At 71.6% G+C, this 22604-nt stretch carries 27 protein-coding genes, 1 tRNA gene and 5 pseudogenes; 12 read left to right on the top strand and 21 right to left on the bottom strand.

The genetic code is table 11. The features are described 5' to 3' along the window. Positions 1-3: 3 nt before the first annotated feature. The 3 genes and pseudogenes from AB0M03_RS31250 to AB0M03_RS31240 form a co-directional block, all read right to left on the bottom strand. Positions 4-753, bottom strand: a pseudogene (locus tag AB0M03_RS31250) (ISAzo13 family transposase); the annotation flags it as partial. 77 nt (positions 754-830) lie between these two features. Then, complete coding sequence (locus tag AB0M03_RS31245; protein WP_363497536.1) at positions 831-1061, bottom strand: DUF6458 family protein; 231 nt, start codon at positions 1059-1061, stop codon at positions 831-833. A gap of 17 nt (positions 1062-1078) precedes the next feature. Then, the gene (locus AB0M03_RS31240) at positions 1079-1348 is read right to left on the bottom strand and encodes a GlsB/YeaQ/YmgE family stress response membrane protein (protein ID WP_363497533.1); all 270 of its coding nucleotides are present in this window, start codon (positions 1346-1348) and stop codon (positions 1079-1081) included. Positions 1349-1702: 354 nt separating this feature from the next. Between AB0M03_RS31240 and AB0M03_RS31235 the strand changes: the two genes are divergently transcribed. Next, positions 1703-1779: transfer RNA gene (locus AB0M03_RS31235), tRNA-Met, on the top strand. Between the two features lie 81 nt (positions 1780-1860). Here AB0M03_RS31235 and AB0M03_RS31230 read toward each other — a convergent pair. Next, entirely contained in the window at positions 1861-2157 is a 297-nt protein-coding gene (locus AB0M03_RS31230; protein ID WP_363497530.1) for a hypothetical protein, read from the bottom strand. A gap of 301 nt (positions 2158-2458) precedes the next feature. Between AB0M03_RS31230 and AB0M03_RS31225 the strand changes: the two genes are divergently transcribed. Together AB0M03_RS31225 and AB0M03_RS31220 are read left to right on the top strand one after the other, a co-directional pair. Next, positions 2459-2899 (top strand): VOC family protein, encoded by a 441-nt coding sequence (locus tag AB0M03_RS31225; protein WP_363497527.1) that lies wholly within the window; start codon positions 2459-2461, stop codon positions 2897-2899. A 723-nt stretch (positions 2900-3622) separates the two neighbouring features. Further along, complete coding sequence (locus AB0M03_RS31220) at positions 3623-3793, top strand: hydrophobic protein (protein WP_363497524.1); 171 nt, start codon at positions 3623-3625, stop codon at positions 3791-3793. Positions 3794-3860: 67 nt separating this feature from the next. On the opposite strand, the gene AB0M03_RS31215 is transcribed toward AB0M03_RS31220, so the two are convergent. Continuing rightward, positions 3861-4007 carry a hypothetical protein gene (locus AB0M03_RS31215; protein WP_363497521.1) on the bottom strand — a complete coding sequence of 49 codons (147 nt, stop codon included), beginning with the start codon at positions 4005-4007 and terminating at the stop codon, positions 3861-3863. A 351-nt stretch (positions 4008-4358) separates the two neighbouring features. On the opposite strand from AB0M03_RS31215, the gene AB0M03_RS31210 reads away from it, so the two are divergent. Then, positions 4359-4919, top strand: a complete 561-nt coding sequence (locus AB0M03_RS31210) for a hemerythrin domain-containing protein (protein ID WP_363497519.1) — start codon at positions 4359-4361, stop codon at positions 4917-4919. 228 nt (positions 4920-5147) lie between these two features. After that, the gene (locus AB0M03_RS31205) at positions 5148-5696 is read left to right on the top strand and encodes a hypothetical protein (protein WP_363497517.1); all 549 of its coding nucleotides are present in this window, start codon (positions 5148-5150) and stop codon (positions 5694-5696) included. 440 nt (positions 5697-6136) lie between these two features. Here AB0M03_RS31205 and AB0M03_RS31200 read toward each other — a convergent pair. Both AB0M03_RS31200 and AB0M03_RS31195 read right to left on the bottom strand, forming a co-directional pair. Continuing rightward, positions 6137-6355: pseudogene (locus tag AB0M03_RS31200) on the bottom strand (hypothetical protein); the annotation flags it as partial. A gap of 110 nt (positions 6356-6465) precedes the next feature. Then, the gene (locus AB0M03_RS31195) at positions 6466-6603 is read right to left on the bottom strand and encodes a DUF2382 domain-containing protein (protein ID WP_363497575.1); all 138 of its coding nucleotides are present in this window, start codon (positions 6601-6603) and stop codon (positions 6466-6468) included. Positions 6604-7207: 604 nt separating this feature from the next. Here AB0M03_RS31195 and AB0M03_RS31190 point away from each other — a divergent pair. After that, positions 7208-7534, top strand: a complete 327-nt coding sequence (locus tag AB0M03_RS31190) for a GYD domain-containing protein (protein ID WP_363497572.1) — start codon at positions 7208-7210, stop codon at positions 7532-7534. A 145-nt stretch (positions 7535-7679) separates the two neighbouring features. Here the strand turns inward: AB0M03_RS31190 and AB0M03_RS31185 are convergent, their stop codons facing one another. The 4 genes from AB0M03_RS31185 to AB0M03_RS31170 form a co-directional block, all read right to left on the bottom strand. Next, on the bottom strand, positions 7680-8363 hold the full coding sequence (locus AB0M03_RS31185; RefSeq protein ID WP_363497514.1) for a DUF6766 family protein: 684 nt from the start codon (positions 8361-8363) through the stop codon (positions 7680-7682). An 82-nt stretch (positions 8364-8445) separates the two neighbouring features. After that, on the bottom strand, positions 8446-8820 hold the full coding sequence (locus AB0M03_RS31180) for a hypothetical protein (protein WP_363497512.1): 375 nt from the start codon (positions 8818-8820) through the stop codon (positions 8446-8448). A 1009-nt stretch (positions 8821-9829) separates the two neighbouring features. After that, positions 9830-10279 carry a gas vesicle protein GvpJ gene (gene gvpJ, locus AB0M03_RS31175; protein ID WP_363497509.1) on the bottom strand — a complete coding sequence of 150 codons (450 nt, stop codon included), beginning with the start codon at positions 10277-10279 and terminating at the stop codon, positions 9830-9832. A gap of 590 nt (positions 10280-10869) precedes the next feature. Further along, positions 10870-11028, bottom strand: a complete 159-nt coding sequence (locus AB0M03_RS31170) for a hypothetical protein (protein ID WP_363497506.1) — start codon at positions 11026-11028, stop codon at positions 10870-10872. A 264-nt stretch (positions 11029-11292) separates the two neighbouring features. Between AB0M03_RS31170 and AB0M03_RS31165 the strand changes: the two genes are divergently transcribed. After that, positions 11293-11460, top strand: a complete 168-nt coding sequence (locus AB0M03_RS31165; protein WP_363497503.1) for a hypothetical protein — start codon at positions 11293-11295, stop codon at positions 11458-11460. 225 nt (positions 11461-11685) lie between these two features. Here the strand turns inward: AB0M03_RS31165 and AB0M03_RS31160 are convergent, their stop codons facing one another. The 6 genes and pseudogenes from AB0M03_RS31160 to AB0M03_RS31135 form a co-directional block, all read right to left on the bottom strand. Continuing rightward, on the bottom strand, positions 11686-12933 hold the full coding sequence (locus AB0M03_RS31160; RefSeq protein WP_363497501.1) for a glycosyltransferase: 1248 nt from the start codon (positions 12931-12933) through the stop codon (positions 11686-11688). Between the two features lie 220 nt (positions 12934-13153). Further along, complete coding sequence (locus tag AB0M03_RS31155; RefSeq protein ID WP_363497498.1) at positions 13154-13474, bottom strand: hypothetical protein; 321 nt, start codon at positions 13472-13474, stop codon at positions 13154-13156. A 248-nt stretch (positions 13475-13722) separates the two neighbouring features. After that, a pseudogene (locus AB0M03_RS31150) lies at positions 13723-14130 on the bottom strand (helix-turn-helix domain-containing protein); the annotation flags it as partial. Positions 14131-14163: 33 nt separating this feature from the next. Next, a pseudogene (locus tag AB0M03_RS31145) lies at positions 14164-14313 on the bottom strand (IS5/IS1182 family transposase); the annotation flags it as partial. Between the two features lie 126 nt (positions 14314-14439). After that, positions 14440-14607 (bottom strand): hypothetical protein, encoded by a 168-nt coding sequence (locus tag AB0M03_RS31140; protein WP_363497495.1) that lies wholly within the window; start codon positions 14605-14607, stop codon positions 14440-14442. A 79-nt stretch (positions 14608-14686) separates the two neighbouring features. After that, complete coding sequence (locus tag AB0M03_RS31135) at positions 14687-14983, bottom strand: hypothetical protein (protein WP_363497492.1); 297 nt, start codon at positions 14981-14983, stop codon at positions 14687-14689. Positions 14984-15325: 342 nt separating this feature from the next. Between AB0M03_RS31135 and AB0M03_RS31130 the strand changes: the two are divergent. Further along, a pseudogene (locus AB0M03_RS31130) lies at positions 15326-15430 on the top strand (IS5/IS1182 family transposase); the annotation flags it as partial. Then, positions 15405-15827 (top strand): hypothetical protein, encoded by a 423-nt coding sequence (locus tag AB0M03_RS31125; protein ID WP_363497578.1) that lies wholly within the window; start codon positions 15405-15407, stop codon positions 15825-15827. The pseudogene AB0M03_RS31130 and the gene AB0M03_RS31125, both read left to right, overlap by 26 nt. Here AB0M03_RS31125 and AB0M03_RS31120 read toward each other — a convergent pair. Beyond that, positions 15787-16125: a cyclic-phosphate processing receiver domain-containing protein gene (locus AB0M03_RS31120; RefSeq protein WP_363497489.1), complete on the bottom strand. Its 339-nt coding sequence runs from the start codon at positions 16123-16125 to the stop codon at positions 15787-15789. The genes AB0M03_RS31125 and AB0M03_RS31120 overlap by 41 nt on opposite strands. 120 nt (positions 16126-16245) lie before the next feature. On the opposite strand from AB0M03_RS31120, the gene AB0M03_RS31115 reads away from it, so the two are divergent. Both AB0M03_RS31115 and bla read left to right on the top strand, forming a co-directional pair. Then, entirely contained in the window at positions 16246-16800 is a 555-nt protein-coding gene (locus tag AB0M03_RS31115; protein ID WP_363497486.1) for a DinB family protein, read from the top strand. A 217-nt stretch (positions 16801-17017) separates the two neighbouring features. Further along, positions 17018-17899: a class A beta-lactamase gene (gene bla, locus AB0M03_RS31110; protein WP_363497570.1), complete on the top strand. Its 882-nt coding sequence runs from the start codon at positions 17018-17020 to the stop codon at positions 17897-17899. A gap of 95 nt (positions 17900-17994) precedes the next feature. On the opposite strand, the gene AB0M03_RS31105 is transcribed toward bla, so the two are convergent. From AB0M03_RS31105 to AB0M03_RS31095, 3 genes are all read right to left on the bottom strand, one after another. Continuing rightward, positions 17995-19086, bottom strand: coding sequence for a vWA domain-containing protein (locus tag AB0M03_RS31105; RefSeq protein ID WP_363497483.1), 1092 nt, complete (start codon positions 19084-19086; stop codon positions 17995-17997). Positions 19087-19605: 519 nt separating this feature from the next. Further along, positions 19606-20337, bottom strand: coding sequence for an alpha/beta hydrolase (locus AB0M03_RS31100; RefSeq protein ID WP_363497480.1), 732 nt, complete (start codon positions 20335-20337; stop codon positions 19606-19608). Between the two features lie 228 nt (positions 20338-20565). Continuing rightward, positions 20566-21060 carry a hypothetical protein gene (locus AB0M03_RS31095; RefSeq protein ID WP_363497478.1) on the bottom strand — a complete coding sequence of 165 codons (495 nt, stop codon included), beginning with the start codon at positions 21058-21060 and terminating at the stop codon, positions 20566-20568. 231 nt (positions 21061-21291) lie between these two features. Between AB0M03_RS31095 and AB0M03_RS31090 the strand changes: the two genes are divergently transcribed. Next, on the top strand, positions 21292-22545 hold the full coding sequence (locus tag AB0M03_RS31090; RefSeq protein ID WP_363497475.1) for a maltose ABC transporter substrate-binding protein: 1254 nt from the start codon (positions 21292-21294) through the stop codon (positions 22543-22545). Positions 22546-22604 lie beyond the last annotated feature (59 nt).

Genomic DNA, 22604 nt, shown 5'->3' with positions numbered 1-22604 from the left:
GGCGTCGGGGTCGGTGCCGACGTTGGCCCAGCCGGTGTTCGCGGCGAGGTCGTAGATGCCGTACGGGATCGCCTTGCCCGGGCCCTGCCGGTCGAGGAAGTCGTGCGTCTTGACCTGTGGCGGCTCGCCCGCCGGCCGCCACTGGCGGCCGGCGTTCTTGTAGTCGCCGACGAGTTCCTTCTTCTTGGTGTCCACGCTGATCACCGGCTGCCCGGTGTCCATGTGGGCCGTGGCCTGCTCGTTGATGTAGCGGAACTGGGTGTCGCGGTCCGGGTGTTGGGATCCCTCGATGGTCTTGGCGTTGGCCTGCAGGCTGAAGCCTTCCTTCCGCAGCAGGTCACCGACCGTGTCGGCGCCCACCCGGTGGCCCTGCCGGGTCAGCTCGTCGGCGAGTTTCCTGGTCGACTTCGTCGTCCAGCGCAGCGGCGACATCGGATCCCCGCGCTCATCCGGTTCGACCAGGACCAGCAGCGCCGGCCGCAGTGCCGGGTTCACCTCCGAGACCCTCTTCCGACCGCCGCCGGGCCGGCGGACCCGCCCCAGCGGTTCCGCCCCGGACTCCAGCTCGTCCACGCCCCTACGGACCGTGCTCTCGCTGACCTTGGCCGCCTGCGCGACCGCCCGGATCCCGCCGTGACCCAGCAGCCGGGCCTCGGTTGCCATCAGCAGACGCCGCTGCCGCTCATCGAGGTGCGGGAACAACACCTCGAACTTCAGGGCGAGTTGGCCGCGGATCGACTCGGAGATGCGCATACCACGTCAACGAGCCGGACAGCAGGAAGCAACACGTCGATTCTCTGCGAGCCCTAACGCAACGGTGTTGCTGTCGATCACAGACCCCTTTCGCGGCGGGGCTCCACCGGCGGCTCATCGACGATGCGGTCGCGGATCACGTAGCGGTCCCGGTACCACAGGCCGAGGAAGAGCAGAATTCCCAGCGCTCCGACCGCCATGAGGATGATGCCCACCGTGTCGAGGTCGACTTCCGAGACGTGCCAGTTCACGGCAAAGGCGAGAATGGCGCCGGCCGCGAGCAGGAATATGGAGACTCCCAGTCCCATTGCTTGTTCCTCCTGATCTACCGTCGGGCGCGTGAGCGTTGCCACAGTGGTGCCGCGAGTGCGACGACCACTACGGCGAAGCCCACCTGAAGCAGGTGCCGGACCCAGTCCACGCCGCCCGTGCGCTCGACGCCGAGCCAGCCGGCGGTCGCGTTGCCGAGCCAGGCTCCGGCCGCTCCGAGGAGCATCGTCAGCCACCACGGGATCGCCTGCCGCCCCGGCAGGATCAGTTTGGCGATCAGCCCGAGCACGAGTCCGATGAGAAGAATCCACAGAATCTGGAACATCCGTCCCACCTCGCGATCATGGGCCTGCCGATCGAACCGACCATGGTCCTGCAGAATTCGTCTTTCCGGATGCGCGGTTCTTATACCTCTTGTCGATCGGCGACGGGAAGAATCTTTTGCGGGCGGAATCCGTCCGAGTCCCGGGAGGACGCTGCGCGGGAGCCGGAGAGCACTCGCCTGCCGTCCGCGGCACCGCCGGAGAGGCAGAGCCGCCGCGCTGCTGTACGGACCGGCCCTCCTCGCCCAGCCGGCTTCGGCGTGCCCCACCCTGCCCCTGGCCCTGCCCTTCGGTCCGTCGGGGCCGGAAATCGTGTCGTGCCGCGCACCTGACGTGCCGTAGAGTCGTCGTGCCGACGCGGGGTGGAGCAGCTCGGTAGCTCGCTGGGCTCATAACCCAGAGGTCGCAGGTTCAAATCCTGTCCCCGCTACCACCAGGCCGGGCCCGGTACGCCTCGACGTACCGGGCCCGGCCCGTTTCACGTTCACACCCGGACGTCCCGCCGGGGCGTTCCCTAGCGGGTGACCACGGTGTGCACGGGGTAGATCTTCGGTTCTGCGTGCGGGGCGCCGAGCTCGTGCAGGATCGGGACGATGATCTCGCCGAACCGCTGGAAGGCCTCCTCGGACTCCCAGACGTCGACGACGAGCCAGCCGCCCGGAGTGGGCATGGCGGTGTGGGAGATGAGGCCGGGCACGGGCCAGTCGGAGGGCTTCGTAACGGCCCCTTTCCCGCCGGTCACCCTGTCCGCGCTCTGCTCGTACTGGTCCTGGGTCATGCCCTGGACATCGAAGACTGCAGCGATCGCCATCATGGACTCCGTCTCGGATGGACATGGTCCACCCCAGTCGATCACCGCAGTGGGCGGCACACCCGCCGGCCTGCGCCGAACGGACGTCCCGGCGGCCGCGTGCGGTCGCCCACCTGCGCCGCGCGACCGCCTTCATCGAGGACGACGCCCACCGGCCCCTCACCCTCGTCGGGATCGCCGATGCCGCCGTGTCGGGAGGTCCTCGAAGCGGACGTGGCGGAGGATGTCGAGAACGGCCCGGCGGCTCCGTCCCAGGGGCGGATGCGGCCGCCGCGGCCGCGACTCACCGAGGAGACCCGGTATGACGATCCAGCGGATGGACAACGTCCTCATCGTTGTCGAAGACCTTGACGCCGTCGTTTCGTTCTTCGTCGAACTCGGCATGGAGCTGGAGGGCAGGGCGCCGATCGAGGGGCGTTGGGTGGAGCGTGTCATCGGGCTGGACGACGTCCGGCAGGAGGTCGCGATGCTGCGGACCCCGGACGGCCACGGCCGGATCGAGCTGGCGATGTTCCACTCGCCGAAGGCGGTCGGCGCCGGTCCGAAGGACGCGCCGACGAACACGCCGGGCATTCGCCGCATCATGTTCGCCGTCGACGACGTCGAGGACGTCGTTGCCCGCCTGCGCACCCACGGCGCCGAACTCGTCGGCGAGCTGGCGCAGTACGAGGACGTCTACCGGCTCTGCTACGTCCGCGGCCCCGAGGGCATCGTCGTCGGACTCGCCGAGCAGCTCGGCTGAGGACGAGCGGACGAGCCTTCCCGGCAGGTGCGACCCCGTGTCGGCCGAGTGGAAGCCCGGGAGCGGGGTCCGGGTCGGACCGGGTCGGACAGGACCGGCCTTCAGGCCCGTGTCGCGGTGATCAGCCAGGTGGCCGAGGAGCAGAACACACGTCGGACCTCTCGTGGGCACCCAGGGTCGTTCGCAGGGCGGCCAGGGCCGGTCCCTCGGGACCGACGACCCTGACCCGCCTCCACCGCAAGCCGCACCGCCGGAGGCGACGGCCCCGCGCGGGCTACCGGCCCGAGGTCCTGTCTGCGGGTGGTTCCTGCTCGTCCGGTGCATCCGGTGCATCCGGTGGGTCCGGGGGCGGGGCGAGCGGTTTCACCGGGAGCCGGCCCGGGCGCGGCGGTTCGGGCGGGCACGGTGAGGTGTCGGGAATCGGCGGCGTCGGGATGCTCATGCCGGTCCTCTCTGCGTGTCGGCGTCCGGCGGGCGCAGGATCGCGGTGGCCCTGCGATGACCGCGCCGGCTCGCCGCTCTTCTCACCCGGGCCTTCCGGAGCAAACCCGTGCCGCCGGACCTGCGCCTGCCACGACCTCGGACCGGGTGACGGCACCCCGGCGGGCGCGCCGGTGTTCGGCCGCGCGCCCCCGACGGTCGGGACACGCCCCGCATACATCCGGTCGGGCGGGGCAGTTGCAGCCCGCAACGCCCAGTCAGCCAACCGCGAAGGAGACCCACGTGCTTGCCGTTGTCCTGGTCCTGCTGCTCGCCCTGCTCCTGTTCGGCGCCGGATTCGCCTTCAAGGCCCTGTGGTGGGTCGCCGTCCTCGTCCTTGCCGTCTGGCTCATCGGCTTCGTCGCTCGCGGCACCACCGCCGGCGGCGCTCGCGGCCGCTGGTACCGCTGGTGAAACCCGTCCCACGGCGGAGGGCGGCGTCCGGCCGGACGCCGCCCGGTCCCCGGCGGCCCCGCCCGGCTCAGTCGACCGGCCGCGAGTACCGCTCCATCATTGCGAGCACATCGACGGGCCGAGTGCGCACCTCCTCACGGGTCGAGGTCCCGGCGGCGGCCGCGACCTCGTCGGCCGTTACGGACAGGTCGCCGGCCTCGTCGGCGAGGATCACCCGGTCGCCGACCTCCAGCGAGCGGGCGCACCGTTCGACGAGTTCCAGCAGCTTCCGATAGCAGTCGGCGAGCTGTCCGGCCGCAGGGGGTGAGCCGGATCTCCCCGCCGACGTCCGTCGTCATGTCCGCCGCAGTGGGCGAGTGCACGGCCGAGGACCGGAACCGGTCCACGCGGCGGGGGTGGGCCCTGTTCGTGGCGTCGCGGTGCCGTTTGCCGGGCGGCTCCGGTGTCCGCCGGGAGCGGGCCGATCGGGTGGAAGAGCCCTCGCCGGCAGAAGTCGCGGGGCTGGACGGGAACCACTGGGGGTTGGGGCGGGACGGACCCGCCCCGCGCACAGGAGGTGAACGGGATGGGCCACGGAGGGAACGTCGTCGCGGAGCTGAAGGCCGACCACCGCGAGGTCGAGGAGATGTTCGGCCGGATCAAGGCGATGACCACGGGCGGCCAGGAGCTGCGCGACATGGTCGACGAGGTCACGATCGAGCTGGTGCGGCACTCGGTCGCCGAGGAGCAGTACCTCTACCCGGCGGTGCGCGAGCAGCTCGCGGACGGGGACCGGATCGCGGACAAGGAGATCGACGACCACAGCCGTGTCGAAAGAATGCTCAAGCAGCTCGAAGGCATGGACACCGGCGACACCTCGTTCCGGCCCCTGCTGCAGCAGCTCATGGACGAGGTCACCGCCCACGTCCGCGACGAGGAGAACAACCTCTTCCCGATGATGGAGCGGGCCTGTACGGCCGACATGCTGGACGACCTCGGGGACAAGATCCGGCGCGCCAAGGCCATGGCCCCGACCCGGCCCCACCCGGCCGCGCCCAGCAGCCCCACCGCGAGCAAGCTCCTCGCCCCCGGCGCCGGCCTGGTGGACCGGGCCCGCGACTTCGTCACCGGCCGGGGCAAATCCTGACCGACGGCCGCCGTGGCGTTCCTTGCCCGGCGAGCGCCACCGGCGTGCCCGGGGCGGGGCTCCACCCGCCCCGGGCACGCCGGCCGCGGCAGGCCCGGCGTGACCCACGCCATGCCGTCCGTCCCGGTCGGCCGCCTACACTGATCTGCACCCGACGGGGCAGCGCCGCCCCGCGCACCGACCGGCACCACCCCGCGCGGACGGCCGGCACGCCCCCGAGGACGTCTGATGCCCACGGACCTGACCCCCGTCATCGCCGCCTGCACCCGCTGGCTGCTCACCGCCTACCCCCCTCCTCCCGGCGCCTTCTCCCGGGCCACTGCCGAGGCCCAGGCGCGACAGGCCGCCACCGTCGCCGCCGCGCTGCGCCACCCGACCGCCCTGGACGCCGAACTCCTCCACCTCCTCGGCCCCGGCAGCAGCCACCGCCTCGACCACCTCACCGGCACCGACACCGGCACCGGCACCGGCACCGGCACCGAGACAATTGAGGACGCGGAGGACGCCGACTGGCGCACCTGGGTCGACGAGACCGTGGTCAGCTGGGCCGCCTGCCTCCTCGCCGACCCGGCCCTGGCCGCGCGCGCCCACCACGCCCTCGCAGCGACCGAGCACACCGGTGTCGCCGGCGACCCGCGCCGCCTCCTCCTCCCCCGCCAGCGCGACACCGACGCCGCACCGCTCCTGCGTCACCCGGACCTCGTCGAGCCCGTCGCCGCGCTCCACCGCCCCGGGCTCCTCGCCCTCCTCGCCACCGAGGCCAGCCCCGCCCCCTGACAACACGCCGACCGCCCGTGCCGCGCCCGGCGGGAAGAGTGCCGTCCTGCGCCGGGCACTCGGTCCGGTCCGTGTCGGTCGGCGCATCGGCGCCACGGCGGCGGCCGGCGGCGAGGGAAGCGCGGCGACGGCACAGGGTTCTCGCGGGTGGACCCGGGCCGCAGGGTCCGGCGCTGCTCACATGACTTCCCTCCGCCTTCCGACGGAGCCCCGGCGTGCGCAGCCCGGCCCGGCTGGGGCCCGGCCTCCGCCCGGTGCGATGGGGGTTCCCGCTACGGGGTCGTCGGATCCTGCGGCAGGGCGCCGGAGTTGTCGGCAGGCGCCGGGGCCCCGCCTTCGCCGGCGCTTTCGCCGGGGACCGTGGCGGTTCCCTCACCGGTGCCCGCGGTTGTGCCTTCACCGGCGCCTTCACCGGCACCTTCAGTTGCTCCTGCGGCAGTCAGGCGGGCGGCGAGCAGCCGCTTGCCCATCTCCGCGCCCTTCCGGCTGTCGGCCTGCGCCTTGTGGAACAGCTCCGCGAGATCGCCGTCCCCCGCGCGCTCGGCGTCCTCCACGTACGTCTCCAGGCGCAGCGCATTGCTCAGGCACGCCTCGACGTACCAGAGCAGGTCGTAGTCCTTGTCCTTGGTGCCGGTGACGTGACCGGCCTCGTCGCCCATGATCACGACGCTCCTTCCACGCCCGGTGGGCTCCGGCCTCGTCGGCCTGCCGCGGGGCGTGCAGGCGCGTCTACCCGCGTGCGCGGCAGCAATCGTCATCGCGGCACGGTTCACGGTTCAGTGGCCGAAGAGTGGCGCAGCGGCACGGTCTTCTGCACGTTCTCCGTCACCACGTACTTGCGCAGCCGGACCCGGCCGGACTCGACGCGTTCGGTGCCGACGTGCATCTCCTCCTCTGAACGCGTCATCGCCTCGTCCGTGTCACCGCCGCCGCGCAGGCCGGCGCCGATGGCGGTCTCCTGTCTGCCCTCGGCTGTGTAGGCCGTACCGGGGGAAGGGTCGCCCGCTCCGGTGCCGGCTATGCCTTCGGTGTCGGTGCCGGTGTCGGTGTCGCGGGCCCAGCCGTGCTCGCGGGGCTCGCCGGGCTCGTTCGCCCGCTGCCAGGCCTCGTCCCACGACAGGTCGTAGTGCTCGTACAGGCGGTGCTCCTCGTCCGCCGACAGATCGAGCATCGGCTGTTCTCCCGCATCAGCATGAACCGGCGCGGTAGGCCCCTCACCAACCATGACGTCGCCGTGCACAGCGTCGCCGCACCACCACCCGCACGACCTGCGCATCGTGGCCCGCCTCGGGCACGACACCTACGGCACCGGGAACAGGATCACCGAGGCGTGCACGAGCCACGATCCGCTTTGAAGTGCTGGGAGAGGACCCTCGCGCCCTGGTAGGTCGCCCACCCGTTGGATGTGGCCGTGCAGGTCATCGCCCCCAGCCGTTCGGGGGACATGCGGGCCGCATCCGGCGCGTTCCCTGCTCCGCCGGGGCATCCCTGGTGGAACGAAGGGAGACATGGTGCCGCTCTATCTATCAAGGTTCAGCTATACACCGGAGACTTGGGCGAGGCTGATCGTCCACCCCGAGGACCGCACGAAGGCCGCAAAGGCGTACATCGAGTCTGTCGGCGGGAAGCTCCACGGCTTCTGGTACGCCTTCGGCACCCACGACGGCTACAACCTGTGGGAGGCCCCCGACAACGTGTCCATGGCCGCGGTTGCGTTGGCGATCAGCGGGGGCGGCGCGCTCAGCTCGTTCGAGACGACAGTTCTCCTGACCGTCGACGAAACCATGGAGGCCCTGAGCAAAGCCGAACGAGTCCGGTACCGGGCGCCGGGCGCGTAGTGGTCCAGCGGCGCCGCCCCAGCGCCGGCACATCGGGACCGGGCGGCCTGCGGCCATCCGGCACAGGCATCGCACCGCCTCCGCCCCACCTCGGGAGCGCCCGACCCCGCAAGGGAAGCGGACCGGGCCGCGGTCGGCCTCAGGGTCAGCCTTCGACGCCGGTGGAGGTGTGGGCGGCGCCGACGGGCTTGGACTCGGGTGAGCCGCGCTGGCGCAGGTACACGGAGAGGATGGCCATGGATGCGACGGCGAGGAGTTCGGACTGCCAGTTCTGCAGGGTGCGGTTCCAGAAGTCCGCGGACAGCACGTACTGGCCCCAGGCGACGGGTGCCTGCAGGTCGCGCAGTTGGTCGGCGTTGTAGGCGGACCAGCCGGTGATCGACTGCGAGGCCCACGAGCCGAGGAAGAACAGGGCCATGACCAGGCCGAGGGAGCGCGAGTACACGACCAGGCGCACTCCCCTCGTGCGGGCCCACGCCGGTGACTCGCCGGTGGCGTGCGGCCCGATCTTCTGCTCGCGTTCCGACTCCGTGCCGGCCCTGTCCAGGCTCTTGGACTCCGGTGAGCCGCGCTGGAGCAGCCAGACGGTGCCGAAGATGTAGAGGAAGAACTGCAGGTACTCGGACTGCCAGTTCTCCGTGACGTCCACGGCGAACTCGGAGCTGGCCAGATAGCCGGCGACGCCGAGCGGTTGCAGGCCGGCGGCAACGAGCTGGTTGTTGAGGTCGGCCCGTCCGGCCGCGGCCTGTCCGACGAGCGCCAGCAGGAAGGCGGTGCCGAAGGCCAGGGTCAGGCTGTCGTTCCGCAGGAACCGGGTGGCGGCGCTCATCGCTGCAGCAGCCCGATCGTGGTGAAGTACACGAGGCCACCGACCACGACGGTGATGCACAGGGCGAACAGGGCACGCACGGTCAGTCCCCCTTCAGGTCGCACCGGTAGGGCATGCCGGGACGGGGTTCGCAGCCCGCGGCGGTGACCTTCCAGCCGCCGGGAAAGGCGGACAGGAAGACCGTGTCGCCCTGCAGGACGGCGCGGGCCTGCTGCCCGAACACGTCGACCCGGCGAAGGGTCCCCCCGTCCGGCAGGCCGAGCCCGGTCACGGCCTGCTCGCAGTCCGACTCCTCCTGGTCCTCCAGCTCCTCGCGGGTGCCCGGGGCCAGGGCGGCGCACATCGCCGCCCCGTCGCCGCGGGCGGCATCCTGCTCGAAGCGGTTCACCACTGCCGAGGCCGCGTCCTCGCGACCGGACAGCTGCCCGCACCCTGCGGTGCCCGCAACGAGGACCATCGCGAGCACCGCGCTGCGCGACACGCGTCGCCCGGCCCGCACACCCATGCCGGACAGCGCAGCACAGCCGGGGCGCCGGCTCAACGAGGCGCGACCGAAATGCACCCGGCAGTACGGCGCACAGCGCACGGCCGTCGTGGAGCCGGCCGTGCGCCGCCGGCATTCCGTCCATGTGGTCGGGGCCCGGGTGTGACGGTGCGGAGAATTCGGGTACCCGCTGTGACGGGGGTGGAGAAGGAGAACGAGTCATGACAGCCGTGTCCTTGGCGGCCGGGCCCCTGCCGCCGGCGCCGCCCCTCCCGGGACGACCGCCCGGCAGACCGGTGCCGCTCCTGCCCGACCTGCCGCCCCCGCCAGGAATGCCCGACGCCTCCGATCCGCCCCCACGGGTGAGGCGCGTGAAGTCGCCGCCGCCCGGCACGGCCACGAACTGCCCGGTCGGCTGAGCCGATTGCTCCGGGTCGTCCGACAGCGACCGGCCTGGGCGTGCTCGCGGTGACCTGGCCGGCCCTGGGGCTGATCCTGCTGGGCAGCCCGCCCGGGGCACCGGCGACACGGCCGGCCTGGTTCTGACAATCCCGGCCGTCGCAGCCGTCGACGAGCCCGTCGCCTGCGTCGTCCTGCTCACCGCCGCTCTGCTGGTCCTTCTCACCGGCACGTACGAGCACTCCGACGGCACCGGCTGGAAGGTCGCTGCCGGCGTCGCCGACGCGATCGTCACCGCAGTGGCGCCGTACGCCGCGCTCGCACTGGAACTGGAGGGCCGGCGACGCCGTACCGTGCTGCCCACCCTGCGCAGGGGCCCGGGCCCGGTCGCCGAGCAGGCCGAGCCTCGGGCCCGCCGCGATCCTGCCGCCGGGCGACGGCCGCCCCGGTCTCACGACGTCCCCCTGCCTGCGCCCCGCACGACCCGCTGGTCGACCGGCCCGCCTGGGAAGAGCGACACATCGGCCGGAGATCGGCCTCTACGGGATCGCCCCGCGTCGGGCGCCCGGACCGCGCCGTCCGTTCACTCCTCCCGGTGCCGGGAGGACCGGCGCGGCGGGCGTCGCTCCTCGGACACGTCGGGTTCTCGGTCCTCGTCGCTCTCGCGCAGTGTGTCGGTGATCGACTCCACGGCGCTGGCGACGGCCCCCTTGCTCTTCTTCCGGGCCACGCCTTCCACGGCTTTGCCGGTGGTGCCACTGATCATGTCGGTGAGCCTGGCCGGAACGTTGCGACCGGACTCCAGGTCGAGCCGGTTGCAGGCCTCGGCGAACCGCAAGTACGTGTCGACGCTGGCCACGACCACCCGCACGTCGACCTTCAGGATCTCGATCCCGAGCAGCGACACCCGCACGAACACGTCGATGACCAGGCCCCGGTCCAGGATCAGCTCGACAACGTCGTACAACGTCCCCGAACCCGCACCCCCGGTCGCCGCGGCACTGCCTCCACCGCTTCGCGGCATCACGGTCATGACGTCTCCTTTCCACGGCCTCCCAGGTCGGCCCGCCGCAGCCCCGAATACGCGAAGCATCGGAGCGGGCCCGGCTCGCCCCGGTCGCTCAGTGGTCGAACAGCGGGTCCGGGCCGGAGGGAGCCGCTCGGGGTGGGGGGCCCGGTCGGTGGCGGCCCCGGACCACGGTGGAGGGGGAAGGGCACACGGTGGTTCCCGGTCGTAGCCGAAGGTTCCGACCCCGACGTCTACCCCAAGCGCAGCCGCCTACGCGCCGGAGACCGTGGCGGCCCGGCGTGCCGGGCCGCCTCCCGCGGTCTTCAGATCACCCGTCACGCCCGTGCGTTCCTTCCGCCGCCCCGCCGGGACTGCCGCCGGCCTGCCACGGTCACGCCCGAGCGGCGAAATCGGCCGGGCCCGGGCCGCCCCGGCCACGAACCGGCCCGGAGATCACCGTGGGTCGCGGATCCGGCGGTGACGGCTCCGGGCAGGCGGCCGGGCGCGTGGACGTCGGGTCGAACGAGCGGCCCGCGCTGTCGGCGACGGTGGCCGTGCGCGGGTCCGCCCGAACCCGATGCCCCGGCTGCGGGAGCAGCGACCGTGCGATCGGGTCAGCGGGCGCGGCGGGCGTGCCGCGGCCGGGCGGCCCGCTCGCCGCGGACAGCGGTGGCCCGCGGGCCGCGGTGACGGTGGACGGCTGAGGGAGCGGTCGCGGTCAGGACCGCCGCGAGAGCGAGTGGAACCACCAGCAACACCATGGCCATGGTCATGAACGCCTCCAGGTATCGGGCACAGTTCGTCCCTCCCGCCTTCCCCGCCCGACCGGGACCATGTCAGCCGAACCGGAGGCGGGTACCGGTCCCCGTCCCGCTTTCGCAGTCCCCGCCGACGGCGCGCTTCAACGGGCGCCGACTGGGCACGCGCCCCGGGCAGGCCTGGACAGCAGGCCCGCTGCCGGGGACCGTTCGCCGGGTGTCACACTCGTCGGCGGCGGCCCCGGGCACCGTCATCCCGTCCGCCGGAGGCGAACTTCCATGGCCTGGATCCTCTTCCTGGTGCTCGTCGCGATCGTGCTCGGACTCATCGGCGTGACCGCGGACGGCCTGCTCTACCTCCTCTTCATCGGCATCGTCGTCCTCCTCCTCGCCGCCGCCCTCGGCAGCACGCGGCTGCGCAAGAACGGCCGCCGCACCGCACGGTAGCGCCGCACGCGAAAGCACGCCCGCACCGAACAGCCGGCTCGCAACGATGCGCTCGTCGATGGAAGGCCACCGTGTGGTGCTTCCGGGACAGCGCGTGGTCGCGCTCCGCTGTGCCGCCGCCGGGGCGGTCTTCATGGGACCGCCCCGGTGGTCCGGCCTGCAGGGTGATCCGAAGGAGCAGCCCTGGGACCGAGGGGTCCGCCGGCACTCCTCCGACCCCGACGTTCATGCGGACACGGGGCGCTCTTCCCGAGGGACGGACTCCAGCAGCATCTTCGCGGCGACCGCGGCCCCGTCGGTCGCGACCGCGGCGGCCACCGCGGTCGCCCGGGCGCGGGTCTCCGGGGCCAGGGCCACAGCGAGCGCGGCCGACAGGGACTCGAAGGTCGGGTTCGGGCCGTCGTGCGCCGCGCCGATGCCCAGGTCGGTCACGCGGGCGGCCCAGTACGGCTGATCCGCCAGTTGGGGTAGGACCACCTGGGGCGCGCCGGCCCGGGCGGCCGTGGTCGTGGTGCCGGCGCCGCCGTGGTGGACGACGGCGGCGACGCGCGGGAACAGCGCGTGGTGGTTGACCTCGCCGACGGCGAGGCAGTCGTCCTGGTCGTCGGCCACGGCCAGGTCGGCCCAGCCGCGGGAGAGGAGCACGCGGCGGCCCTGCGCGCGGACCGCCTCGACGGCCGCACGGGCCACGTCCTCCTCGTCGCGTACGGGAATGCTGCCGAACCCCACGTACACCGGCGGTTCGCCGGCGTCCAGGAACGCCTCCACGTCGGCCGGCAGCGGGCGGTCGTCCGTCCGGAACCACGCGCCGGTCTGCACCACCTCGAGGTCCGCCGTCTCCTGCCACGGGCTCAGGACCGGGTCGGTGGCCAGCCAGGGGCGATCGGTGAGGACGTGGTCGCGGAAGCGGTCCACCGGCGGCAGGCCGACGGACGCCCGGTGGGTGTTGAGACCGGTCCCGAACAGCACGTTCATGGTCTCGGTGTCCAGGTCCCACAGCGCCCGGTTGTCGGTCACGCCGGGCGGGAACGGCCGGCCCGGCCGCTCGAACGGCGGGTGGTGCGGCGAGGGCAGGTAGGCAGGAAAGTAGGCCACGAACACGTAGGGGATGCCCAGGTGCTCGGCGGCCGTCCGCGCGCCGGCCGCGGCCGGGAGCAGACCGGTCGCCAGGATCACGTCGCATCCCTCGGCCGCCGTGACGACCGCCTCGTACGTCGTGGCGGTCATCGCGGCCGCGCGTGCGGGCAGCCCCTCCGCGGGCGCCTGCGTCTTCCCGGTCAGCACTCCCTTCACGAACGGACGCACCGGCTCGCCGATCGGCACCAGCGGGAGGCCGACGGAGTCGAACAGTTCCGCGAAGTCCGGCGGGGTGCACATCCGCACGTCCGCGCCGAGATCCCGCAGCTGCACCGCGACCGCCACCAGCGGTTCGACGTCTCCACGCGACCCGTAGGCCATCAACAACACGCGCATGTAGTGACTCTCTTCTCGTCGGCGCTGCCGCGACCGGGTGCCGCCGGGCCGGTCGGGGTCGCGTTCGGGGAGACGGTAACGCGGATGCCCGCCGTCCAGAAACCCTGGGTGCGGGAGATCTGCGGTCGCAGGTACTGACCCGTCAGAAGTCCCGGCACACCCGTACGTTCAGCGTGGACGGCATGGACGGCATGGCGGTGGACCGGGCCACCGCGTCTTGTCACCGGGCCCAGTCGGGCCTGGGCAGGAAGGCGGGGTAGCCCGGGTGCTCGACCCACGTCTGGGCGGTCTTGGTCAGCGCCTCCCAGCAGACCGCGACAGTACGGGCGTTGGGCTCGGGGGCCTGGGTCAGCTCGTACAGCGCGGTGCCGCCGAGGTGCACGGTGGCGATGTGGAGGCCGGCCTCGGTCCGGCGGATGCCCTCGGCGGCCTCGCCGCCGACCTCCTCGACGGCGAAGACCCGGTCGCGGGCCTCGCGGGCACAGCGGTCGATGAAGGCGACCACGGTGTTGATCTGCTCGGGGGTGGGGGTGGTGGGCATCGAGCTCCTCGGCTCTCTCATCGGCGCGCTTCCCCGCACGGCGCTGTCCGGTCCTGCGGGAGTTCCCCGACCTGATCACCAGCCGCACGGCAGGGATCAGCATGCCCCGCGTACCCGAGGGGGATGCCGCCCGACGTCCCCCGGTACTCCCGGACGTCCTCGCGAGCGAGTCCGGGTTGGACCGGGTTCGCCGCCACCCCTTCCCGAGTACAGCCGTACGCGCCGGGTGCGGTGGCTTGCCCGGTCCGCTACGGCGTGGTGGTGAAGGCGCGCCGGTAGAAACTGGGAGGTACTCCCCGGCGCCGTACGAACTGCTCGCGCAGCACCGCTGCGCTCTGGTAGCCGACCCGGCGGGCGATCTCCTCGACGGGGAGGTCCGTGGTTTCCAGGAGTTCCTCGGCTCTGCTCAGACGGAGGCTGCGCAGCCAGGCGTGCGGGGTGGTGCCGGTCGCGGCGGTGAAGCGGCGGGTGAAGGAACGTCTGCTCATCATGGCGCGGCGGGCCAGTTCCGTGACCGGCAGCGGCTCGTGGAGGTGCTCGCGGGCCCAGCCCAGGACCTCGGCGAGCCGCTCGTCCCGGCCGTCCTCGGGCACGGGCGCGGCGAGGTACTGGGCCTGCCCGCCGTCGCGGTGGGAGGGCAGCACCACGTCCCGGGCGCCGCCGAAGCGGCGCCCGTCGCGCATCACTCCGTGGTGGGAGGCCGAGGCCTCGAACTTCGAGCCGTCGACGGCGAGCGCCGCCACCTCGACCGGGCCGGCCTCGGCGCAGAGGCCGACCACCTGGCCGAAGAGGTCAGCGAGGGCCCTCTGGTGGCGGACCCGGAAGCGGGCGATCGTGCGTCGTCGGGGGCCCGGTTTGCGCAGGTCACCTGAAGGCGACGCTCTCGCGGCAGCGTCGCTCGATCCCGCACGGGCTTCGCTCGCCGACGCAGTAGGAGTAGCGAGCAGGGGAGCATCGTCTTCGGCTCATGGGCAGCCCGGGCCGTGCCCGTCGGAGCGATGGGCGCCGTAGAAGGGCTCGACGTGGAGCTGATCGATCGCCTCGATCACGAACCGGGCAAGGCGGTCCTCGGGCAGCCAGTCGCGCAGGTCAGGCGGCTGCAGGACTGCAGCAGCGGTCGGTCTCGATCGCATGTGAGGAAGTTCTGAGGCATGCCCAGATGGTCCAAAACGGCCAGGACGGCAAAGGTTTGTGCGACAGCGCCCTTGAGAATCAGGCGCCAGAGTTGTCGACGAACCCCACGATATCGAGGTATTCGATTTTGGGCGGGGCGCCATAAACCCCCGCCACCTTGTCGACGAGCTCCTCCGTGAAGAAGGAGCGTCCTTTCTCCTCGTCATCCCACACGTAGAAGTTCCTTGCCTGAACGCCGTCTTCGTCGAGCATGAAGCTCTTGAAGCGAAGGCCGGCCATGCCTTCGAACGGTCCGCGGAGTTCGCCGGCAATCTTTGCGACAGCTGAACGGTCGAACTTGTCCGTCTGCGTGAAAGTCACGAGCACGCCGATCATCGAGCCTCCTGTCGATTGGGTGAGCAGCGGTCGATCGTGTGATGCTAGCGACGGATCGTAGTACACGCGGCCGGAAATTCTTGTCGTTGAGCCGCGAGTCGGAGGGGCGGTTCGCGGTCGGCGATGCGAGCCAGGAGCGCATCAACATTTGCATGCATAAACTCCCACTCGAACGGGTGGGCGATTATGTGCATATCATTCCGACCAAGGAGCTTTTTCAGATCAGACTTCGAGGGCGCGAGCTCGAGGTTCGGTGCTGCCGGACAAGTGGCGTGACGAACGAGGCTCCCGGTCGGTTCATGGAAATGTCTGAAGTCTCGACTATTCCGCCGGAGAGCCCCGTTGGTCACCTACCTTGCCGCACTTGACCTGCCGCATGCTCCCGTCGAGTGGGCCACCATGCTGATCGTCGCCCAAGAAGGTGACCGCCGGTGCAAGCTCCGGCCTCGCTGCTGACCCGCCGGCCCACGGCCGTGCGCATGCCCTCGGCCTCGTCACCGAGGTGTCCCGCCAGCAGCGCTGGGGGCTGGGCCCACGCCACGAGTTCCTGCTGACGGCCCGGCCGGGCCTGTGGTGTTCGCGTGACGGCTACGCGGTGAACTGGGCCATCGAGGCGTCGCGCCACGCCGTCACCGCCGACACCGCCCTGCTCCTCGGGGTTCTGCACGATCCGGACCCCGAGATCCGCATCCGGGCCTGCGACACCCTGGCCACCGCGCTGGGGAGCGCCGACCGCACCGCCGCCCCCGGCACCGCGGCCGCCGGCCGGGCGGGAGGCGAGGTCCGGGCCTGCTGTCGGATTCCTAGGCCGTGGCCCGCCGGACTCGGTAGGCCCAGTGTGTGAGCGACCTGACGACGGTTTCGGCGCCGATGGGGTTGGCGCTGTGAACGTAGACGGTTCCGATCCGGAAGGGCCGACCGCTGAAGGCGGCTTCTTCCATGAGGGTCACCACGGGCAGGATGCTGTCGTCGCCGCCGAGATCGTGGTCGAGCCACAGCTCGTCGATGAAGCCGTCCCGGTGCTCCTCCAGGAGCTGGATGCCTTCGCGGCTGGTGCGCGCGATCCGCGTGGCTCTGGGGAGTGCCCGGAGGTCGTCTATGCCGAGGATGACGGGTGTCGGTGCGGCCTGGCCCTCTTTCATCTGATCATCATCGCAGGCCGGGCGGCCCCGATTCATTCGGAATTCAGGTCGGGAACTGACCTGAACGATCCCTAGCGTGGTACCTGACCGACGGAGCGAAGACACCGGAAGGCGGACACCTTGAACGAGACCCGGACGATCGACGAGCCCACCACTGCGCCCGCTCCCACCGGCGAGCGCGCCGACCTGCTGGTGGCGCTGGCCAAGCAGCGCAGGTTCCTGCGCTTCACCACCCGCGACCTCACCGACGAGCAGGCCGGCCGGCGGACCACGGACAGCGAACTGTGCCTGGGCGGCCTGATCAAGCACGTCGCCTCGGTCGAGCGGACCTGGGCCGCCTTCATCCAGGAGGGGCCGTCGGCGATGCCCGACTTCACCTCCTGGACCGAGGCCGACTTCGCCCGCCGGGCCGACGAGTTCCGGATGCTGCCCGGCGAGACGCTCGCCGGCGTGCTGGCCGACTACGAGGAGGTCGCCCGCCGCACCGACGACCTGGTCGCCGTGCTCCCGGACCTGGACGCCCGCCGGCCGCTGCCGAAGGCCCCGTGGTTCGCGGCCGACGAGGAGTGGTCGGTCCGCCGCATCCTGCTGCACATCGTCGCCGAGACCGCCCAGCACGCCGGTCACGCCGACATCATCCGCGAATCCCTGGACGGCGCGAAGAGCATGGGCTGACCGCGGCCGCCACCGTGCACGGCCCCGACCGCAAGAAGCGGGACGGGGGTCGTGCACGGTGGCGGCACAGCCGCGGCTCGCGCGGAGCCGGAGCCGAATCAGGTAGGACGAACTGAGCGGGGCTCAGAGGTGTCCCCTCCCATGACGGACTTCGGACAGAGGGGATGCGGACGTGACGACGACCGATGGACACGCGAGTCGCCGGGCGGTCCTGGGCATGGGGGCCGGGACGGTTCTGGCCGCCGCGATGTCGACGGGTGGGCCGGCCCGTGCGGCGAGCAGGACGCCCCGGCGCGGGGACGACGTCCCCCGGGCGCTGGCCGGCCTCGAGCGTGAGCACGGTGCCCGGCTGGGCGTTTTCGCGCGGAACACGGTCATGGGCGCGCAGGTGCTGCACCGTGCGCACGAGCTGTTCCCGATCTGTTCCGTGCACAAGATCGTGACGGTCGCCGCCGTGCTGCGGGACCTCGACCGGGACGGGGAGTTCCTCGCCCGGCGCATCCGCTACACCGGCAAGGACGTCGCCGATGCGGGCTACGCGCCGGTCACGGGCACTCCCGAGCACCTGGCGGCCGGCATGACGATCGCCGAATTGTGCGCCGCGGCGCTCGACCACAGCGACAACGCCGCCGACAACCTCCTGATGCGCGAGCTGGGCGGCCCCTCGGCGATCACCCGCTTCTGCGGGTCACTCGGCGACCGGGTGACCCGCCTGGACCGCTGGGAGCCCGCGCTGAACTCCGCCGAACCGGGGCGCGTGACCGACACGACCAGTCCGGCCGCCATCGCGCGAACACTCGCGCACCTCGTCCTCGGCACGGCACTCGCCCCGAGGGACCGGCGGCGGCTGACCGAGTGGCTGCTCACCAACACCACCGGCGCTGCCCGCCTGCGCGCCGGCCTGCCCGGGCACTGGGCCCTCGCGGACAAGACCGGTACCGGGAGCTACGGAACCACCAACGACGTGGGCATCGCCTGGACCGCCGACGGGACCCCCTTGGTGCTGTCCGTCCTGTCCACCAGGACGGAGTCGGACGCCACCGCCGACGAACCCCTGATCGCCCGCACGGCCGCCCTGCTCGCGCCGGCACTCCGCTGACATCCCGCAGGCCGCCCCGCCCCGGGAGACTGACCCCGCCGGTTGGACACAGACCCGAAGGGTTGCCGGGTCCGTGACCGGGTCGCGGTCCTCACTCACAGCATGACGAGCAGCTTGGTGCCCGGCACCAGCTTCCGGTTGACGGAGGTCGACTGGACGAACACGGTGTACGACGGGTTCTCGCCCGGCTTCACCGAGACCTCCGACGCCGGCAGGCCGAGGAGCCGGCGGGCCGCCGGGCCCGAGAACACCCTGCCCGTCATCCGGCCGGTGGCCGGGTCCTTCTCCGCCACGGCGAGCTGCTTGCTGCCCTGGATCTTCTCCCGCTTGGACAGCTCGTAGAAGGCGCAGCCGGTCTTGTACGGGTACCCGGCGCTGGTGACGAAGTCGCGGATCGGTGTCTGCTCGTCGACCGGGACCAGGATGTACTTGCCGGTGTCCAGGGCGTCGAGATTGGCCTTCACGTCGGCCGTGCTCAGGTCCTGGCCCATGGCGAACAGGTTCCTGGTGCCGCGCACGCCCTGCTCGCGGCCCCGCAGGAAGCTCGTGGCGGCCGACTTGACGGTGCTGATGGCCTCCTCGACGCCCTTGCTGGAGTCCGCGTCCCAGATCGCGATGTTGCCCGCCGGGAAGCCGTACTCCTGAGCGGTGCGCTTGGCCAGGGAGTTCGGGACCAGGATCGCCGAGGTCCAGTGGTCGGGGAGGTCGTCCATGGCGCCCTGGATGCGGCCTATCCAGCTCTTCAGGACGGCGGCGCCCCGGCCGGCGGCCATGCGGGTGTGCATCTGACCGGACTCCGAGCAGCCGGAGGCGTTCTCCTCGCCGTCGGTGACGACGACCTGGAGGAAGGAGTGCTCCCCGTACCCCTCCCAGATGTTCTTCAGGTCGTCGACGGACTTCACGGCCGCCTCGATCAGTGCCGTCGCACCGTTGTTGACCTCGTAGAGGCCCCGCAGGGACGGCAGGTGCTTGACGTCCATGTCCCAGACGAGGTTCTGCACCTCGTGGTCGAAGGCGTAGAGGCTGATGCGCGTCTCGTGGCCGAGCCGGTCGGACTCCTCCTGAAGGCCCTTCACGAACTCGTCCACCACCCGGACGAGCTGCGCCTCGTGCTGGCGCATCGAGCCGGACTTGTCGACCACGAGCGAGACGTGGTTGACCTTGTGCTTGATCCGCTTCGCAGACATGGCTCATCCCCTTTTCCAACGCGCTTTTTCGACGCCTTTCCGGCGCCCCCTCCGACGTTGGTTCCACACTACGGCCGAGCACTGACAGTCCCTCCTGACCTGGTGTCATGAAGGCCTCGAACGCCGGAATTCCGAGAATCGGACACTAACTGACGGGCAGACAGGAGATTCCGGCCCGGACGGGATCCGGCTCTCCGAATCCCCGGCAACGACACACGTGCGCGACCGCCGCGGGACTGCTCCGAGTGGAACCCACGGGTGGTGGCCGTCCGTCCGCGGGCGCAGGCTGGCGTACGCGTGCGCACCCGAACCACCGCGGCGGGCAGAAGCCACGTGGCGTCACCCCGGGCCGCGGGCCCCGGCGGACGTTCAAAGAGATGGGATCACATGACGAAACAGGGCATCAGTTCGGGCCCACGGCAACCCGGAGCGCTTCGCGCAGGCCCGGGCCGGCCCGGGCTGCTCGCCCGAGGACGGACCGGGCCGGCCCCGTCGGATGTCCGCAACACGGACCGGGTGTCAGCCGAGGTGGCGGGTGAAGAACCGGATGTTGCTGTCGAGTTCGAAGGCCGGGACCTCGGCGTGCTTGCCGGGGTTGGCGTGCAGGGTCTTCTCGGTGGAGGCGATGGCGTCGAACAGGGCCAGGCCGGCGGCGCGCGGCGCGCGCTCGTCGTCCCACTGCAGGAGGAACTCCACCGGGACGGTGATCCTCGCGGCGTCCTCGGCCGAGGCCGTCGCCCCGCCCAGGCCCAGCACGGCGGCGCGGATGCGGGGTTCGGCGGCGACGAACGGGACACCGAGCCCGCAGCCCAGCGAGATCCCCCAGTAGCCGACCGGGCCGGCGCCGACGTGCTCGAGCCGCTGGACCGCGTCCAGGACCGACCGCCACTCCGGGACGGTCCGGCGTGCCACGAGGGCCTGGAACTCGGCGATCAGCAGGGCCAGGTCCTCGCCGGCCTCGACGCGGGCCCGGTTCTCGGTCGCGATCCGGTCGAACTCCTCGTCCACCGGCCGGTCGCCGTGGCCGGGTACGTCGACCGCGACCACGGCGAAGCCGCACTCGGTGGCGAAGCGGCGCGCACGGGCCTCGATGTCGGGGTCCTTCTTGTGCCGGCCGCCGCCGTGCCCCATCACGATCAGGGGGCGGAGGCCGGTGGCGTCTTCCGGGGTCCACAGCACACCGGGTACGTCACCCAGGTCGAAGAGCTGTTCGCGGACACCGCGGGACGACGATTCGGAGGTGAAGCGCATGGCGTTCCAAGCCTTTCGGGATGCCTTGTGCGGGCACTCCCTGGGCCATGCGGGGGAGGGAGGCCCGACCTGTGACAGCGTTGATCGGTCTCACCTCCTCGGGTTCGCAGTGGCGCACGGCGGCACAGAAGGTATCACGAAGCACTTCGGCCGCCTACCGCCGAATGCCGGTGGTCCCGGTTGATCTGATGATGCATCGGGCCGGTGGCGGACGGTGCCGACGGTGCGTCAGTGTGCGGGGCTCGCCGCGGAGGTGTCGACGGTCTCCAGAACGGTCCTGAGGTTGGTGAGCCCCGACTTCAGCGTCGCGGCACTCGCCGTGACCGCAGCGGGAACGTTTCCGCTGGTGGACGTCGCGTCCTTGCACGCCGCTGCGCCCTGACCCAGCTGGCCGACGGCGGCCGCCCACGAGTACTGGATCTTCTCGTCCGGCACGGGGGCGTAGGCCTCCGCCTTCTGGACATCACCGACCAGCGCACCGCACCAGGTGTTCAGGCGGGTGAGGCCGACCTGCGTGTAGCCCCCCGAGTTCATCGTCTCGATGCCGTCGAGGACGTGGCCCGTGGTGGTCACCAGAGCGGTGATCCTGTCCTTCCCGCCCGATGCGTACCACTTCGCCGTGCTCTGCCCGGCATTGTCCGCGGAGGGCGACCGGCTACCGCTGCAGGCCGTGAGCAGCGCAGCGGCGGAGACGACGGCCAGTGCGACGGCGCGAACACGCATGGAACCCCCCGAGGTCGAAGGAGGACCACACTGCCAGGTGCCGACCCGTCTGGGAAATCCCGCAGTTCCGTCGCCCTTCGGCGCCCTGCCGGGGACGCCCGTGCTGCAAATACTTTGAAAGTGTTCACGAAACTTTCTGAAAGGCGTTGCCCTCCCGGGGTGGCGTTGCTAGCTTCTGCGCACCCGGCTGCTCCCGCCGGCCACCCACCCCCACCGACCTGGAGCAAACGCGTGCGCAGACATCTCGCACTCCTCGCCGCCACGATCTGCCTGTCCCTCGGCCTGACCGCCTGCGGCTCGGGCTCGTCCTTCGGTTCGTCCGAGGACGCCCCGAACGGGACGCTGGTGATCTGGGCCGACGAGAAGCGCGCCGAGGCGCTCAGACCGTTCGCGGACGCCTTCGCCGCCAAGCACGGCGCCAAGGCGGAGATCGTCGCCGTCACGGAGAACCAGCAGGAGACGTTCATCAGGGCCTCCCGGGCGGGCACGGGCCCGGACGTCATGGTCGGCGCCCACGACTGGATCGGCAACCTCGTACTGAACGGCTTCATAGACCCCATCCTGGTGCTCGACAACAAGATGGAGGACTACGTGGACGTCGCCCGCAGGGCGGTGATGTACAACGGCCAGTTCTACGGCATTCCGTACGCGGTGGAGAGCCTGGTGCTGTTCCGCAACACCGAACTCGCTCCCGGCGCCCCCGGGACCTTCGACGAGCTGGTGGCGACCGGGGAGGCGCTCCGGAAGGCCGGCAAGGTGTCCCAGGCGGTCGGATACACCGTCAGCCAGTCGGACGGGAAGTCCGGTGACACGTACCACATGTACCCGCTGTTCAGCTCCGGCGGCGGCTACCTGTTCGGCGACGACGGGCGGGGCAACGCCAATCCGTCCGACCTCGGCGTCGGGAGCCCCGCGTCGGTCGCCGCGATCGAGAAGATCGCGACGCTGGGAGAGAAGGGGAAGGGGGTCCTGCGCCGCTCCTACACCTCCGAGAACACGGCGGCCGCCTTCACCTCGGGGAAGACCCCCTTCCTGGTGTCCGGCCCGTGGCGCCTGGCGGACGTGCGGGCCGCAGGGACCAAGTACGCCGTCTCCCCCGTGCCCGGATTCGCGGGCGAGGACCCCGCCCGGTCGTTCGTCGGCGTCCAGTCGTTCTTCGTCGCCAGCAAGGGTGCGCACAAGGCGCTCGCCCACGAGTTCGTCCTCTCGACGCTCGGCTCCGTCGAGCTCGCCGACGCCCTGTACAAGGCCGAGCCCAGGATGCCGGCCCTGAAGGAGGCCCTCGCCCACGCGCGCGCCGCCGACCCCGACCTCGCGGCTTTCGAGCAGGCCGCGAAGGCCGGCGTGCCGCTGCCGTCGCTCCCTCAGATGGGCGCCGTCTGGGGACCGTTCAACGCGCTGATCTACTCGGCGGTCAAGGGCGATCCGGTGGCGCCGGCAGTCGCCGCCGCGGACCAGGCCATCAAGGCCCAGCTTCCCGAGTGACCCGGAAGACCTGAACCGGGAACCTCCGGGATCGCACCTCACGCGATCCACCACCCGCG

The organism is Kitasatospora sp. NPDC051914 (assembly GCF_040680995.1).
In the GTDB taxonomy this organism is placed as follows: domain Bacteria; phylum Actinomycetota; class Actinomycetes; order Streptomycetales; family Streptomycetaceae; genus Kitasatospora.
The sequence above is the reverse complement of the archived record's forward strand: the minus strand, read 5'-3'. Positions and strand labels throughout refer to the sequence as shown.

What these genes read in the sequence shown, in the direction of transcription:
- AB0M03_RS31120 (WP_363497489.1), bottom strand. Translation starts at nt 16,125, where the DNA reads ATGAAAGAGGGCCAGGCCGCACCGACACCCGTCATCCTCGGCATAGAC.
- AB0M03_RS31210 (WP_363497519.1), top strand. Translation starts at nt 4,359, where the DNA reads ATGGGCCACGGAGGGAACGTCGTCGCGGAGCTGAAGGCCGACCACCGC.
- gvpJ (WP_363497509.1), bottom strand. Translation starts at nt 10,279, where the DNA reads ATGACCGTGATGCCGCGAAGCGGTGGAGGCAGTGCCGCGGCGACCGGG.
- AB0M03_RS31165 (WP_363497503.1), top strand. Translation starts at nt 11,293, where the DNA reads ATGGCCTGGATCCTCTTCCTGGTGCTCGTCGCGATCGTGCTCGGACTC.
- AB0M03_RS31155 (WP_363497498.1), bottom strand. Translation starts at nt 13,474, where the DNA reads ATGCCCACCACCCCCACCCCCGAGCAGATCAACACCGTGGTCGCCTTC.
- AB0M03_RS31140 (WP_363497495.1), bottom strand. Translation starts at nt 14,607, where the DNA reads ATGCGATCGAGACCGACCGCTGCTGCAGTCCTGCAGCCGCCTGACCTG.
- AB0M03_RS31105 (WP_363497483.1), bottom strand. Translation starts at nt 19,086, where the DNA reads ATGTCTGCGAAGCGGATCAAGCACAAGGTCAACCACGTCTCGCTCGTG.
- AB0M03_RS31240 (WP_363497533.1), bottom strand. Translation starts at nt 1,348, where the DNA reads ATGTTCCAGATTCTGTGGATTCTTCTCATCGGACTCGTGCTCGGGCTG.
- AB0M03_RS31230 (WP_363497530.1), bottom strand. Translation starts at nt 2,157, where the DNA reads ATGGCGATCGCTGCAGTCTTCGATGTCCAGGGCATGACCCAGGACCAG.
- AB0M03_RS31170 (WP_363497506.1), bottom strand. Translation starts at nt 11,028, where the DNA reads ATGACCATGGCCATGGTGTTGCTGGTGGTTCCACTCGCTCTCGCGGCG.
- AB0M03_RS31185 (WP_363497514.1), bottom strand. Translation starts at nt 8,363, where the DNA reads ATGAGCGCCGCCACCCGGTTCCTGCGGAACGACAGCCTGACCCTGGCC.
- AB0M03_RS31100 (WP_363497480.1), bottom strand. Translation starts at nt 20,337, where the DNA reads ATGCGCTTCACCTCCGAATCGTCGTCCCGCGGTGTCCGCGAACAGCTC.
- AB0M03_RS31180 (WP_363497512.1), bottom strand. Translation starts at nt 8,820, where the DNA reads ATGGTCCTCGTTGCGGGCACCGCAGGGTGCGGGCAGCTGTCCGGTCGC.
- bla (WP_363497570.1), top strand. Translation starts at nt 17,018, where the DNA reads ATGGGGGCCGGGACGGTTCTGGCCGCCGCGATGTCGACGGGTGGGCCG.
- AB0M03_RS31160 (WP_363497501.1), bottom strand. Translation starts at nt 12,933, where the DNA reads ATGCGCGTGTTGTTGATGGCCTACGGGTCGCGTGGAGACGTCGAACCG.
- AB0M03_RS31245 (WP_363497536.1), bottom strand. Translation starts at nt 1,061, where the DNA reads ATGGGACTGGGAGTCTCCATATTCCTGCTCGCGGCCGGCGCCATTCTC.
- AB0M03_RS31205 (WP_363497517.1), top strand. Translation starts at nt 5,148, where the DNA reads ATGCCCACGGACCTGACCCCCGTCATCGCCGCCTGCACCCGCTGGCTG.
- AB0M03_RS31225 (WP_363497527.1), top strand. Translation starts at nt 2,459, where the DNA reads ATGACGATCCAGCGGATGGACAACGTCCTCATCGTTGTCGAAGACCTT.
- AB0M03_RS31095 (WP_363497478.1), bottom strand. Translation starts at nt 21,060, where the DNA reads ATGCGTGTTCGCGCCGTCGCACTGGCCGTCGTCTCCGCCGCTGCGCTG.
- AB0M03_RS31195 (WP_363497575.1), bottom strand. Translation starts at nt 6,603, where the DNA reads ATGACGCGTTCAGAGGAGGAGATGCACGTCGGCACCGAACGCGTCGAG.
- AB0M03_RS31135 (WP_363497492.1), bottom strand. Translation starts at nt 14,983, where the DNA reads ATGATCGGCGTGCTCGTGACTTTCACGCAGACGGACAAGTTCGACCGT.